This is a genomic window from Caballeronia sp. dw_276, assembly GCF_018449635.1.
Classification (GTDB): domain Bacteria; phylum Pseudomonadota; class Gammaproteobacteria; order Burkholderiales; family Burkholderiaceae; genus Caballeronia.
Genome location: NZ_JAAVUV010000002.1, coordinates 511,650 through 525,701, shown reverse-complemented (window position 1 = coordinate 525,701; position 14,052 = coordinate 511,650). Strand labels below are relative to the sequence as shown.

At 60.6% G+C, this 14,052-nt stretch carries 12 protein-coding genes; 2 read left to right on the top strand and 10 right to left on the bottom strand.

The annotated features are described in order from the left end of the window. The first annotated feature begins 108 nt into the window (after window positions 1-108). Together HB633_RS05355 and HB633_RS05350 are read left to right on the top strand one after the other, a co-directional pair. Window positions 109-1,722, top strand: a complete 1,614-nt coding sequence (locus tag HB633_RS05355; RefSeq protein ID WP_213777049.1) for an ABC transporter substrate-binding protein — start codon at window positions 109-111, stop codon at window positions 1,720-1,722. A gap of 55 nt (window positions 1,723-1,777) precedes the next feature. Continuing rightward, window positions 1,778-2,818: an ABC transporter substrate-binding protein gene (locus HB633_RS05350; protein WP_213777048.1), complete on the top strand. Its 1,041-nt coding sequence runs from the start codon at window positions 1,778-1,780 to the stop codon at window positions 2,816-2,818. Between the two features lie 60 nt (window positions 2,819-2,878). On the opposite strand, the gene tolR is transcribed toward HB633_RS05350, so the two are convergent. The 10 genes from tolR to HB633_RS05300 all read right to left on the bottom strand — a co-directional run bounded on the left by tolR (window position 2,879) and on the right by HB633_RS05300 (window position 14,034). Continuing rightward, entirely contained in the window at window positions 2,879-3,310 is a 432-nt protein-coding gene (gene tolR, locus HB633_RS05345) for a protein TolR (RefSeq protein ID WP_213777047.1), read from the bottom strand. Between the two features lie 2 nt (window positions 3,311-3,312). Next, a complete protein-coding gene (gene tolQ / locus HB633_RS05340; protein WP_213777045.1) occupies window positions 3,313-4,128 on the bottom strand; it encodes a protein TolQ in 816 nt (271 codons plus the stop codon). 45 nt (window positions 4,129-4,173) lie between these two features. Further along, the gene (locus HB633_RS05335) at window positions 4,174-4,932 is read right to left on the bottom strand and encodes a TonB family protein (RefSeq protein WP_213777044.1); all 759 of its coding nucleotides are present in this window, start codon (window positions 4,930-4,932) and stop codon (window positions 4,174-4,176) included. A gap of 196 nt (window positions 4,933-5,128) precedes the next feature. Then, window positions 5,129-6,901, bottom strand: coding sequence for an ABC transporter ATP-binding protein (locus HB633_RS05330; protein ID WP_213777043.1), 1,773 nt, complete (start codon window positions 6,899-6,901; stop codon window positions 5,129-5,131). Then, on the bottom strand, window positions 6,898-7,926 hold the full coding sequence (locus HB633_RS05325; RefSeq protein WP_213777042.1) for an ABC transporter permease: 1,029 nt from the start codon (window positions 7,924-7,926) through the stop codon (window positions 6,898-6,900). The genes HB633_RS05330 and HB633_RS05325 overlap by 4 nt, the downstream gene beginning before the upstream one ends. Before the next feature lie 11 nt (window positions 7,927-7,937). Further along, window positions 7,938-8,930 (bottom strand): ABC transporter permease, encoded by a 993-nt coding sequence (locus HB633_RS05320; protein ID WP_213777041.1) that lies wholly within the window; start codon window positions 8,928-8,930, stop codon window positions 7,938-7,940. A 15-nt stretch (window positions 8,931-8,945) separates the two neighbouring features. Next, window positions 8,946-10,478 carry an ABC transporter substrate-binding protein gene (locus HB633_RS05315; RefSeq protein ID WP_255580773.1) on the bottom strand — a complete coding sequence of 511 codons (1,533 nt, stop codon included), beginning with the start codon at window positions 10,476-10,478 and terminating at the stop codon, window positions 8,946-8,948. Between the two features lie 104 nt (window positions 10,479-10,582). Then, complete coding sequence (locus tag HB633_RS05310) at window positions 10,583-11,674, bottom strand: ABC transporter substrate-binding protein (RefSeq protein WP_213777038.1); 1,092 nt, start codon at window positions 11,672-11,674, stop codon at window positions 10,583-10,585. A 156-nt stretch (window positions 11,675-11,830) separates the two neighbouring features. Next, a complete protein-coding gene (locus HB633_RS05305; RefSeq protein WP_213777037.1) occupies window positions 11,831-12,868 on the bottom strand; it encodes an aldo/keto reductase in 1,038 nt (345 codons plus the stop codon). A gap of 38 nt (window positions 12,869-12,906) precedes the next feature. Continuing rightward, window positions 12,907-14,034, bottom strand: a complete 1,128-nt coding sequence (locus tag HB633_RS05300; RefSeq protein WP_213777036.1) for an LLM class flavin-dependent oxidoreductase — start codon at window positions 14,032-14,034, stop codon at window positions 12,907-12,909. Between the last annotated feature and the right edge of the window lie 18 nt (window positions 14,035-14,052).

The window sequence follows — 14,052 nt, the reverse complement described above, 5'->3', positions numbered from 1 at the left end:
ACTTGGAAGACTATCCGGGAAATAATATAGATAACCTAAATAATTGGTTATTCCCGGTGTCGCGGGTCAGTACCATCGTCGGGATATGAATTCTCCCGGGACCCGATCATGGCTGTCAGTCGCAGAAGTTTTCTTGGATACGCCGCACTCGCCGGCATGGCAACCGATCTCTCGTTGCCGCTGAGTGCAAGAGCGGCGCAGTCGTTGCCGCGCGGCGGTACGCTTGTCATAGGCTCCGGACCGGAAGCCACCAGCGGCCTCACGAGCGCCATCACTTCGGCAGGAACCGCGCAGCTGGTCTCCGGAAAGATCTTCGACGGCCTCCTTACCTTCGACGAACAATTCAATCCGAAGCCGCAACTCGCCACACGATGGGAAGCCGCGAAGGATGGCCTGTCGCTGACGTTTCACTTGCGGCCCAACGTGAGATGGCACGACGGCCAGCCTTTTACGTCGAAGGACGTTGCGTATTCGGTGCTGGAGATATGGAAGAAATACCATAGCCGCGGACGCACGACCTTTGCCAACGTCATTGCAGTCGATACACCCGATGCACTGACGGCAACCCTTCGGCTCAGCAAGCCGGCGCCATATCTTTTGAGCGCGCTGATGTCTTCGGTGGAAGCGCAAATCCTGCCGCAACATCTTTATTCCGGTCGCGACGTGCTTTCGAATCCGTTGAACAATGCGCCCATTGGAAACGGTCCGTTCAAATTCGTGAAGTGGGAACAGGGCAACTACGTGTTGCTCGAACGCAATCCGGATTACTGGGACGCGCCGCGTCCATACGTGGACAAGGTGCTGTTCAGATTCATTGCAGACAGAAGCGGCGGCGCGAGCGCACTGGAAACCGGCGAAGTGCATCTTGCCGATAACTACGGTGTGGCGCTGACCGACATCGTGCGGCTGTCGCGCAATCCGGAGATCGTGGTGAAGGATTATCCCTCGACCTATATCACGGGTACTGCCGCGTTCGAATTCAATCTCGACCGTCCGCAGTTTCGTGACCCTCGCGTGCGGCAGGCATTTGCGCACGCGTTCGATCGCGATTTCATCGTTAAGAATATCTGGCTGGGCTACGCGGATAAAGTTGAAGCGCCCATTCCAAAGGCCTTTCCTGCATTCTTCACCGCTGACGTACCCACGTACCCGCTCGATCTCGCGAAGGCCGAAGCGCTGCTCGATGCAGCCGGTCTGAAGCGCGATGCAAAGGGCGTGCGGCTCACCCTCACCAACGACCCCGCGCCGACCGGCCCGCTTGCGCCTATCGCGCAGCATCTTCGCAGCAACCTGCAAAAGATTGGCGTGCGCCTGAACATCCGCTCATCGGACTTCGGGGAATTCGTGAACCGCGTCTACACGCGGCGCGATTTCGACACCATCTTTTATTCAGCCAACGCCGGACCCGATCCGGCCATCGGCACGCAGCGCTTCTATTGGTCGAAGAATTTCAAACCGGGGGTGGCGTTCTCGAACGCGGCCGATTACAACAGCCCGGAAGTCGACCAGTTGCTGGAAACCGGTCAGGCGGAGATTGATCCGGTTAAGCGCAAGGACATTTATAACCGCTTCCAGCAAAAGGTGCAGACGGATGTGGCGCGGATTCCGCTGATCTCGCCGCATGTTGTCACGCTCGCCCGCCGCGAGGTGCTGAACTTCGGTGGCAACCAGGCGCTCTACGCCAACTTCGCAAACATCGCGCTCGATAAAAAACCTGCGTGACGCTTGCAGTTCATCTAATCCGTTTCGTGCAATGCTTCAAAACGAGGGTAAAACCATGAGTCAGAATTCAATCTCGGAGTTGTGGTACACGCGCTGCCCGGTGCCGACTACATCGGGTATTGCGCAGCATTTCCGCTGGTTGCATCGTGAATTCGAGAGCAAGGGTATTGCGCTCAAATCGATTCGCGCAGCCGATGATCAAGCTGTCCGCAATTCGCATTTCGATCACACGCATCCAGGCATGTTTCGGGAAGGCGGAAATGTGCCACCTATCTGGGCAAGAGCGAATGGCCGTGACACGGCCGTGGTCGGCATCACGTGGGTCGACGAGGAGCAACTGATTCTCGTGCGCGACGACAGCGACATCCGGGATCTGGCTGGCCTGAAGGGACGCCGGCTCGGATTGCCGCTGCATGCGACGCCGATCGTGGATGTCGGCCGCGCGCAGGACCTGCGCGGTCTTCTCACGGCGCTAGAGCTGGGCGGGCTTACACGCGAACAAGTGGATTTGGTCGATATCCCTGCGGATGGTTTCGACCTGCGTGAGCAGGACGCGAACGCACCACGCCGGACCCACGTCACGGCGGCTGCGCTGCTCGATCGCGCCGTCGATGCGATTTATGCGAAAGGGGCGGTCAGCGCGACGCTGATCGCCGAGGGTGGCCTGCGGCCGATCTTCGACATCAATGTCAATCCGGATCCCCTGGTGCGGGTCAACGCCGGCACGCCGCGGCCAATCACGGTGGACAGAACGCTCGCTCTGGAGTATCCGGATGTGGTCGCGCGTTATCTGGCGGTGTTGTTGCGGACTGCGCAGTGGGCTTTGGAGCATCCCGACGAAGTGGTCGGGGCCATTGCCGCGGAAACGGGAAGCACGGTCGATGCTGTGCGGCGAGGATTTGGTCCGCATCTTCACCGGCAGTTCACGCCGTCGCTTTCGGACATCTACGTGGAGGGTTTGCGCCAGCAGAAGGCGTTTCTTTTGCGGGAAGGTTTTCTTGTGGCGGACTTTGACTATGAGCAGTGGTTCTTGCGCGAGCCGCTTGAGTTAGCTCAGGAGCTGGCGAAGGATATCGAATTTTCCCGCGCTGCATGAATTGGAAATAATGGTTTGGCGGTCGGGACCGCTTCATCCCGCCGCCAGTCCGGCAACCGCTCAATTGTTCTGCGGAGGTTCCGAAACGAGCGCAATCTTCGAGAACCCCGCGTTGTTGATCTCGCCCATCGTTTCGATCACCTTGCCGTAGGCCAGCCCCTTGTCGCCGCGAATATTGATGCGCCGCGCCTTGTCTCCTTCCGTGGCAGTGGACAGCGCACCGACCAGCGTCGCATTCGTGACTTCGGTCTTGTCCACATACAGCTTGCCCGCTGCGTTCAAACTCACCGCGATCGGCGGTTTCTCTTCCGTCAAAGGCTTCGCGTTGCTGGTGGGCAGATCCACTTTCACCCCGGATGCCATGAGCGGCGCGGCAACCATGAACACGATAAGCAATACGAGCATTACATCGACGAGCGGCGTCACGTTGATCTCGCTGACCGGCGGCACGCCGCCTCCAATGCCCCTGTTGTTCGATAACTTCACGGCCATGATCAGGCTCCCTGAGTAGCGATGGACCGCACGTCCGCGCTGCTCGCCGTCTGCAGGCCCTTGTCATGCTGCTTGTCCTGCCTCGAACGGGTATCGCTGTCCGCGGCGTCGACGGTTGCATCGCCTGCATCGATTTGACGCGACAGTTGCACTTCCACGATTCCGGTAAGCGTGCTCAGCGTGCTTGCATAGTCGTTCAGATCGCCCGATGCCCGGTTGTACGCGATCACGGCAGGGATGGCCGCCACGAGCCCGAGCGCCGTTGCAAACAGCGCTTCGGCAATCCCTGGCGCCACGACTGACAGACTCGTATTGTTCGATGCCGCAATCCCCTGGAACGAATTCATGATGCCCCATACCGTGCCGAACAACCCCACGAACGGAGACACGGAACCCACGGTGGCAAGGATGGACAAGCCACGCTGCAACTTGCCGATTTCGATGTTCGTCGCAATCCCCGCCACACGATTTACACGCTCCTTGAGCCCGTCGGCGCCCCGGTGCGTCGATTGCAGGTTCTGGTCATGCGTCTGGCGCCACTCCCCGAGCACGGCGGCGTAGATACGCGAGAACGGATCCTTCGGATGCTGCTGCACGGAAGCCGAGAGTTTGACGAGTGAACGGCCGCTGCCAAGCAGATCGAGCCAGACAGCCGCACGCCGGCGCAGGCTGCGAAACCGGGAAATTTTTTCGGCGATGACAGCCCAGCTGCTGACGGACGCCAACGCGAGAAACACCATGATGGCCTTGACCACTACATCCGCGTTGATGAAGAGATGCCACGGCGACAGATGCGCCGCGAGATTTGCTGCGTTCATGTTTGCGACTCCGCAATAAAAGAGTAATAAGGCAACGCCTGACGATCAATCGCCGAACTTGTAGACGATTGCACCGGTAAGCTGATATGACGAGCCGCCCAGATCGGGCAGATGAGGAAAGGGCGCCGCGGCACGGATGGCTTCTCCGGCTGCATCGTCGAGAACGCTTTCCCCCGATGACTGCAGATCGAGCTTCAACAGCTTGCCTTCGGGGCTGAGCGTGATCTTGTAAGCAATCCGTCCTTCCAGATGACGCATCTTCGCGGCGCGCGGATAGTGACCCGCCGCGCTGCTGTTGATGCGGGCATAGACCTGGTTTACGTAGTCCGTCGGAATCCCTTCCATGCCGATGTTTTGCGGCGCCGGCCGTGCGGGAGGCGCGGGCGGCGCTACCGGTTCGGCGGTCGTCTTGGCCGTGTTATCCACAGGCGGTGCCGGCGGCGCGGCAACCTCTGCTTTCTCCGCTGTCGTCGGCACTGTCAGACGTCTTGCGACAGGCGTTGGACGTTGCACCGGCGCCGGCTTCGGCGGCTGGAGCTTCACTGGCGGCGCCTTCGGAGGCGGCGGAACGGGCGGCGGTGGCACGATCGCCTTGGGCGGTTCGGGCGGCGCCAGCACCAACTGGATGGCGTGATCGACGGGCTTGGGTTCATCGCGATGTCCCGACACTGCAATCAGCGCAACTGCGGCGGCAACATGCAGCGCGACCGATACGACCGCGCCGGGACGCGCCCACCAGCGTTCGCTCATTTGCGAGGACTTGACGAGCAGGTCGCTTGGATGGGAAAGGGCTATGGCGTTCATCGGGTATGACGCGGTTTGAGGGCGCGTCCGTGAGTTGATTCGAATGAGTCAGTCGCGGACCGTCTTGCTCCATCCGCGATGTCAACATTAGCAACTTAATATAGGAATACGAAACGATAATTGTTGATGATGTTTCTCGCTGTGAAGATATGACGCGCGAACGGAGCTATCGGCAATCATGCATTTGCTCAAAGGTTCAAATCGCAAATCGATAAAACGAAAAAGGCAGGTCCACGTCGTCTTGGAACGGCGCGGTTTTATCATTCACGCGCCGCGCGAACGCCGGTTTGGGCACCGCATCGATCAGACTGCGTGTGTAGGCATGCGCGGGACGCGACCAGATGCTTTCATGATCTCCCGACTCGACAATCTTGCCGCTGTTCATCACCAGAACGCGATCGGCGATATACCGCACCACGGACAAATCGTGCGAGATGAACAGATATGAAAGCCCGAGCGACTGCTTCAGTTCGACAAGCAGATTCAGCACTTGCGCGCGGATGGAGACATCGAGTGCGGACACGGGTTCGTCGCAAATCACGAGCTTCGGCTGCAACACGAGTGCGCGCGCAATGCCTATGCGCTGGCGCTGTCCGCCCGAAAACTCGTGCGCAAAACGTTGCAGAGATTTCGATGCAAGCCCGACGCGATCGGTGATGTCCGCAATATGCCGGCGGCGTTCGTGTTTGTCGCTGACGCCATGAACGATCAGCGCGGCGTCGAGAATGTCGAGCACCCGCTGACGCGGATTCAGCGATGCATACGGGTCCTGAAAGATCATCTGGATCTTCGGGCGAATCGCGCGCAGCTTGCTGCCGCCAAGATGCGTGATGTCCTGGTCGTCGAGATTGATCGTGCCGCTCGCCGATGGAATCAGCCGCAGGATGGTCCGTGACAGCGTGGATTTTCCGCATCCCGATTCTCCGACCAGGCCAACGGTTTCGTCGTGCCCGACATCGAAGGACACGCCGTCTACTGCATTGCCTTTGCCGGGGTAGCTCGTCACCAGGTCGCGCACGCTCAAGAGCGGCGGCCGCTTGTCGGCCGCGGGCGGCCTGACATACGGACTGCGCGTGAACACGATGTTGGGTGCGCTTGCAATGCGTTCGTCGCTGAGCGAAAAGTCGCGCAGGCCGGTGTCAGTATCGATGTGACTGCGAATCTCGGTGAGACGGCGCGTGCGGTAATGCAGGTTCTGGTCGAGCGTGAGCGACGCCCCTAGCAATCCCTTGGTGTACGGGTGACGCGGGTGGGTGAAAATGCGCTGGGTCGTGCCATCCTCCACCGTTTCGCCGCTATACATGACCGCGACCCGGTTTGCATACTGCCCGACCACGCCGAGGTCATGCGTGATGAGCAGCACGGCCATTGAAAGATCGCGGCGCAGCGAATCCAGCAATTGCAGGATCTGCGCCTGGATGGTGACGTCGAGCGCGGTGGTGGGTTCATCGGCAATCAGCAGCCGTGGACGGCACGCCACGGCCATTGCGATCATCACGCGCTGGCGCTGGCCGCCCGAGAGGTTGTGCGGATAATCGTTCGCGCGGCTCGCCGGTTCCGGCAGCCTGACCAGATCGAGCAACTCGACGGCACGTTGCCATGCGGCGCCAGCCGAGAGCGGCTCGTGCCGCCGCAGCACTTCGACAATCTGCTGGCCGACGGTCATGACCGGGTTCAGGCTTGTCATCGGCTCCTGGAAGATCATGGAGATCGCGTTCCCGCGGATCGAGCGCATGGTCTGCTTCGAGAGGCCAACGAGATCCCTCCCTTCGAACTCGATCTTGCCTTCCAGCGTGGCGCTCGATGGCAGCAGCCGCATGACAGCCAGCGCCGTGGTGGACTTCCCGCATCCGGATTCACCCACGAGCGCGAGCATCTCGTTCTCGTGCACCTTGAAACTCAGGTTTCTTACTGCATGCTGTGCGCCGAAACGTACGGCGAGACGGTCGACTTCGAGTATCGATTTCATGAGGAACGCTCGGCGAGGCGCGGGTTGAGGGCGTCGTTGAGACCGTCGCCAAGCAGGTTCAGCGCGAGTACGGTCAGGACGAGCGCCCCTCCCGGCAGTGCGGTCAGGTACCACGCCGTGCGCAGCATTTCACGGCCGTCACCAATCATGCTGCCCCAGCTCACCACGTTCGGGTCCCCCATGCCAAGGAACGACAGCGCGGACTCCATCAGGATCGCGGTGGCGACCATTACGGAAGTGGTCACGATGATTGGCGGCAGCGCATTGGGCAGCATCTCGCGCCAGATGATGCGCGCATGGCCGAAGCCGAGGCTGCGCGCAGCCATCACGAAGTCGCTCTGCGCGAGCGAGCGGAATTCCGCCCGCACCAGGCGCGTGATGGTGGGCCACGACGTGACGCCGATCGCGAGCGAGATGACGGTCATGGAGGGGTGTCCTATCGATACGATCACGATCACGAACAGGAACGACGGCGTGGTCTGGAACAGTTCTGTCACGCGCATGAGGATGTCGTCGACCCAGCCGCCGAAGTATCCGGCGAGCGCGCCGACCAGCGTGCCGATCACCACGCCGATCAGCGCGGCCGTGACGCCGATCGCGAGCGACGCCCGGCTGCCGTGCGCCAGCTCCGCAAGCACATTGCGTCCCAGGGAGTCCGTGCCGAGCCAGTATTGCGGGTCTTGTCCGGGCGTAAGCATGGGCTGCGCGACGATATCGAGCGGATCGCCGGGGAAGAGAGTGCCTGCGAAAAATGCGAGCAGGACCAGAGCGAGCAACAACACGGCGCCGCTCATTGCCGCGGGATTGCGCGCGAGCGCTTTGAGCACTGGCCATCCAAGCGCTTCCGATTGTCCCGGCACCGGCTCGCGCCGCTTGCGGCTGAAACGCAGAAGCCACGCGCTCAGGACCGAACGGCGCGCGCTGCTGGCTTCGGGCGTTGCGACGGTATCCCGCAAGATCCGGTTGGCACCGGAATGCACGGGGGCGCTTTCGGCTTGTTCGAGAGACGAATGATTGGATGACATAGGGGGCTTTTTCAATGAAGCGCGATGCGCGGGTCGAGCCATGCGTGCAACAGATCCACCAGTACATTGGCGACGATCACGAGCATCGACGAAAGCAGCAGCACGCCGAGCAGCACGTTGTAGTCGCGGCCCTGAACAGCTTCCAGTGCGAGCCGCCCGAGGCCCGGCCAGCTGAAGACGGTTTCGATCACGGCGGCCCCGCCCAGCAGATTACCGAGATGCATGCCGGCCACCGTTGTGATGGGAAGGAGCGCGTTGCGCAGCACATGGCGCACGGTCACAAAAAGCGGATGGAGTCCTTTAGCGTGCGCTGTGCGGACGTAGTCCTGCCGCTGGACTTCGAGCATCGCAACGCGCGTCAGGCGCGCATAGATCGCGACAAAGAAGCTCGCCAGCGCGAGTGCCGGCAGCACGGCATGACTGACCCGGTCCGCCAGCCAGTTCCAGCCAGTCAGGTTGACACCGAGCGTCATGTCGCCGCCGCTTGGCAGCCATCCGAGCTTTACCGAGAACAACACGATCGCCATCAGCGCGAGCCAGAAACCGGGCATCGAATAAAGCAGCAGCGCAAAAAAGGACAGGATTCGGTCCGGCCATTTGCCGACCCAGTTCGCCATCGCCACGCCAATGATCATGCCGGCCACGATCGCGAACACGAGCGCGCTGACCATGAGTATCAGCGTATTGGGCAGGCGGCTCATGATCAGCGTCATCACCGGCGTGTTGAAGCGCGGGGAGAAGCCCAGGCTGAAGTGTGCAAGGTGATTCAGATACGCGAGAAGCTGTTGCCACAAGGTCAGGTCGAGACCGAAGTGGTGACGCATCATGGCCATGGTCTCGGCGGTGGCCGAGCCGGATTCTCCCGCAAGTACATCAGCGGCGTCGCCGGGCACGAGTTGCAGTAGCGCGAAATTGAGCACCACGACCGCGATGATCGTTGGTATGGCCTGCGCCCCGGTGCGGCGCAGGCGCAGCGCCACGCGCTTCAGATGAGAGGAAGTCATGCCGTAGGTTCCGGTTCAGGGACTCAGGTACACGTTGGCGAAATTCGAATCGAGACCATCGGGCGATGTGGTGTGATCGTGTACCCGTTTGTTGTAGACGGTCACCTGCTTTTGCTCGACGAGGTTAATGTCTGGTAAATCGCGTTCGACGATCTGCTGGAACTGCTTGAACAGTTGCACGCGCTTTGCCTCGTCGGGTTCGACCGCGGCTTGTTCGAGCAAACGGTCCACTTCCGGATTGCTATAGCCGGACGCATTTGTGAACGGCACGCCTTTGCGAATGCTTTGCGACCAGTAAAGGCGCTGCACGCCAACCGTTGGATCGAAGAGATTGCTCATGCCGTTGACGGCGATATCGAAGTCGCGGTCCGAATAAACGCGTCGCAGATAGGACGGCAAATCCTGATTGCGGATCGTCACCGCGATGCCGATCTTTGCGAGTGAGGAGCGCAGGTAGGCAGCGGTGCGTTGGGGGATATCGCTGATCGGAAGCGGGTCGATGATGATCGTAAAACGAACGCCATCGCTGTTGCGCGTAAGGCCCGCCGAATCGAGCAAGGCGTTGGCCTTGATTACGTCGAAGGGATACGGTGTGGGCGTTGCGTCGTGATACGGGCTTTCGGGAATGATCGGGCTGCTGAGCACGCTTGCGTAGCCGTAGTAGATCGTCTTTGCAATCACGTTGCGATCGATTGCCTCAGCGATCGCTTGACGCACCGCCGGTACCTTGAGGTAGCGATTGCCAAGATTGAATTCGACACGCACGACGCCCGCCTCGAATTCATAACCCCGTGTTTCGATGCCGAGCTTCGGGTTCTGCTTCAACCGCGCGATGTCGGAAAGTGGAACGGGCGTGTTGCCGCCTAGATCGGCCGAGCCGGTTTCGAACGCAATGGATCGGGCCGGCGCATCCGGAATCAGCTTGACGATGATCTTGTCGAGATAGCGCTTCGGCTTGTCCCAGTAGTCCGGATTGCGATCGTATTCAATGTAGCTTCCACGCACCCATTTCACGAACTTGAATGGTCCCGTGCCAATCGGCGCGTTGTTGTTCTGGTTTGAAAACGGGTCGGTTCCCTCATAGACGTGCTTGGGCACGATCGGCGATTCACTCGCCGAAAACGCCTTGATGAGAAAAGGCGACGGCTTGGACAGCACGAGAATCGCCGTGAATGCATCGGGCGTTTTGATTTGCGTCACGTTCGCAAAGGTGCTCTTGCCACGCGGATGCACCCGCTTGAGCAACTCGATGGAGTAGGCGACATCGGCTGACGTGAAGTCTTGTCCGTCGTGCCACTTTACGCCGTGCCGCAAGTTGAACGTATATTGCAGTCCGTCCGGACTCACCGACCAGGACGTGGCGAGTTGTGGCCCTGGACGCAACGCGAAGTCATAAGTAAGCAGGCCTTCGGTGACTTTCGCGCTGACCTTGAGCGTGGGAACAGCGGTATTGGTCAGGTCTACGAGCGTAGGCGGCTCGGGATCGACCACGAAGTTCAGCGTGCCGCCGCGCGTTGGCGATGCAGCATCGGCGGCGTTTGCGAACATCGGCGAACCAGCGATCAGCAATGCCGCGTAGGCAACAAGGAACCGCCGTGGCGGCAAGGCAAATCTCATCGGGGAAATCCTGGTGCGTGAAGTGAACCGGTTGCTTATGCTGGGACTTTCAGGCGCCGCTCCGCCAGCAACGCGCGGGCGGCGGCGAGCGGGACAGGGTCGATCCAGCTCGCGATGTCGAAGTCTTGCTTGATGAATTCGTGCTTGAAGAGGAAATGCTTGAAGTCATCGAGCGCTGCGATTGCGTCGCGATCGAGGCCGATCTGCAATTGCGATCCAAGTTGCGCGCCGTAAGCGTGACGCGCCCAATGTTCGGCCGAACGCGTCTCGCGCGCCACATAAGCGACCGCGGCCTGCGGATGCACGCTCGCCCATTCGCCCGCTTCTATTGCGCGTGACAGGACACGGGCGACAAGATCGGGGCGCTCGCGTAGCAGGGCTGCATCGACCGTCAAGGGGCGCGGCGTGCCATTGTTGGCATGCGCAAGCCGGTCCGGCTGGTCGCTCAGGTCGACAATTGCGCGGGCGCCAATCAGATTCGCCGCTTCAAGTCCGCTCGCACCCTTGACGAACACCACGTCGACTTCGTCGCGCACCAGCGCCAGGGCTTCGAAACTGAATTCCTGGCCGCGTTCGGTGGCGAGCAATCGCGCTGCGCCCGCATCGCCTACCGGGGGTTCATCGGCGAGACCACGTGGCGCGGTGGGAAGATCGACGAGCTGCACATCGTCGAGCGTCAGGCCGACCGCGCCGAGGAGCGAGACAAAGCCGCGCAGCGCAGTCGCACGATGAAAATCGATCACCTTCGCACGCGTGTTGCGCGGCAGGCCGAAGCGTCGTCCGCGCAAGTTGGCCGGGTCCTCTATTCCCGTGGATGGAAGCGCGATCAGGCCCTGGAACTCATCCACCCACGACAAGCCGATCACCCGCGTGTCCGCACCTTGCGCGCGCGCCCAGAGCGCAGGGATGTTGCCGCCCTGCCGAAACGAATGCGCTTGTGAATGCGTGAAGTGAGATTGCCGGATCACGGGATCGCTTGAATCCTGCAACGCCTTGATGTCGATGCCATCGGCGGCGAACTCGTCCTGCAACCATCCCTGCTGGATGGCGATGCCAAACGGCGTGGGCGCGGGACAACGCGTGTACCAGAGACGTTTGACAGCTTGTGTGCCGGTCGAATGGGTCATGGCGTATCCATAGGATGTGGGGTCGAAGCGAAGAGGGCAACGCTTCGCTCTCGGGGCCTGGGCGATGCACCCTGGATTTCGATCTTAGTGAGTCACGATGCCCGCGCATACGAAGCATTCGTCGTAAATATATGAGGCGCGTGCTGATATCCGAAGTCATCGCGACGCGGGTTTCTCGCTTGCCGTCGTTCTCGGTTGACGGCCGAAGAACGGGTGACCGGGATCGTTGAAGCCTGGCGTGGATGCATGACCCGGGGTCACCAGCGAATCCACGAACGCTTCGTCCTCCGCAGTAAAGCGGTACTCGATCGCGGGCAAATAATCGTCCCATTGCGCTTCGGTGCGCGGCCCGGTGATGGCCGCCGTAATCAGCTTGTTGTTCAACACCCATGCAAGCGCGAACTGCCCTGGCGTGATGCCGCGCTCCTCGGCGTGACGCTTGACCTGCTGCGCGAGCGTCAGCGATTCGGGACGCCATTCCGTCTGTTGCAGGCGTTTGTCCTGGCGGCCGGCGCGGGTACCGGCTTCCGGGGCCTGATCCGGTTGATACTTCGCTGTTAGCACACCACGCGCAAGCGGGCTGTAGGGAACGACGCCGAGGCCGTAATAATCAGCTGCTTCGAGCTGTTCGATTTCGACTTGACGGTTCGCGAGGTTATAAAGCGGCTGCGACGCAATCGGCCGGTCTACGCCGAGAGCGTCGGCGGTGCGGCTGAATTCGGCGATCTTCCATGCACGATGGTTCGACAGCCCGTAATGACGGATCTTGCCGGCGCGAATCAGGTCGTCGAGCGCACGGACGGTTTCCACGATCGGCGTGTCATGATCCTCGCGATGCAGATACAACAAGTCGATATACCCGCCGCCGAGCCGTTTCAAACTGCGATCCACTGCTTCGATAATGTATTTGCGCGATGCGCCTCGATCGTTCGGACCGTCGCCGCGCGGGCTCGCGATCTTGGTGGCAAGCACCCAACTGTAGCGGCGTTCTGCGATCAGCCGGCCGACGACCTGCTCGGAAGCGCCTCCGGCGTAGCCGTCGGCGGTATCGATGAAATTGACGCCTTGCTCGAAGGCCTTGTCAGTGATGCGCCGCGCGGTTTGCTCGTCGGTCTGGCCGCCGAACATCATGGTGCCGAGGCACAGCGGTGACACTTTGATTCCGCTGCGGCCAAGATTGCGATACGTGGTCATTGGATTGTCTCCGTGGTGTTGGCGAAAAATGCGTTGGATCAGAGCCGGAGGCCGGCTTGTTTGAGCAGGGGCAGGATGCGTTCGCCGAAGTATTCGAGATCGGGGAGGAAGTCATAGAAGCCGAGTTGCACGCCGTCTATGCCGGTCTTTTTCAGGGCGACAAGCTGTTCGACAACTTGCTCGGGGGTACCCACGATCTCGATGTTGCCGCCAAGGCCAAGCCCCTGTTTGTGCGATGCATCCTGACGTCCGCGCCATGCGTGCGCATCGCTGTCGAAACCGCCGAATACGCCCTTGATGGTGTTGCGCGAGATCGCGTTGGCATATTCGTTGGCTTCGCGCTCGGTATCGCGGCTGACAATCACCGGGTTGATCACGGTGCGTACCGCGCGCCCTACGCGTGCCGCTTGCGCCTTGATATTGGCAATATGCGCGGGCAAGGTTTCAAGCGCGCTGTCTATATGCGCGCCACCGGGGCTCGTAATGAACACGATGTCCGAATACTTCGCGGCGAATGCAATACCCGCTTCGGAGCCGGTTGCGTTGACCAGCACCGGACGTCCGAACAGCGGTTTCGGTGTGATGTAGCCGTTGCGTACCTTCCAGGGCGACTTGCCTTCGAACGAGAAGTTTTCGGTATCGGTCCAGAGACGCTGGACGACATCGAAGAGTTCGCCGGCCAGTTCGTAGCGTGTGTCGTGCTCGATGCGATCCCAGCCGAACATCTCATGCTCGACCGCGCGATGCCCGGTCACGATGTTGATGCCCCAGCGTCCCTTGGAAATATGATCGAGCGTGGCGCCGTACTTGGCCAGATGCAGCGGATGGATCGGGCCATAAAGCACGTGGATGGTCGAGATCAGCAAGATATTCTTTGTGATCGCAGCCATGGCGCCGAGCGCGATGAAAGCATCGAGCGAGGCTTCGCCGTCGTAGCCGCCTTTCGGCAGCCATTGCGTACGGCTGAAGGCGAGTTCGAACCCGAGTTCATCCGATTTGCGCACGACCTCGGCGTTGTAGTCGAAAGTCCATGTCGATGTCGTCGGCAAGGAGGACAGCCGGATGTCCTGCAGATTCAGGAAGACCCCCAGCATCAAGGGCTGCTTGAACGCATTGGCAAGCGGACTGCCTGGAATGTCAGCGGGAGAAACTGTTTCGTATGTCATCGAATTCCCTTAAGCCCG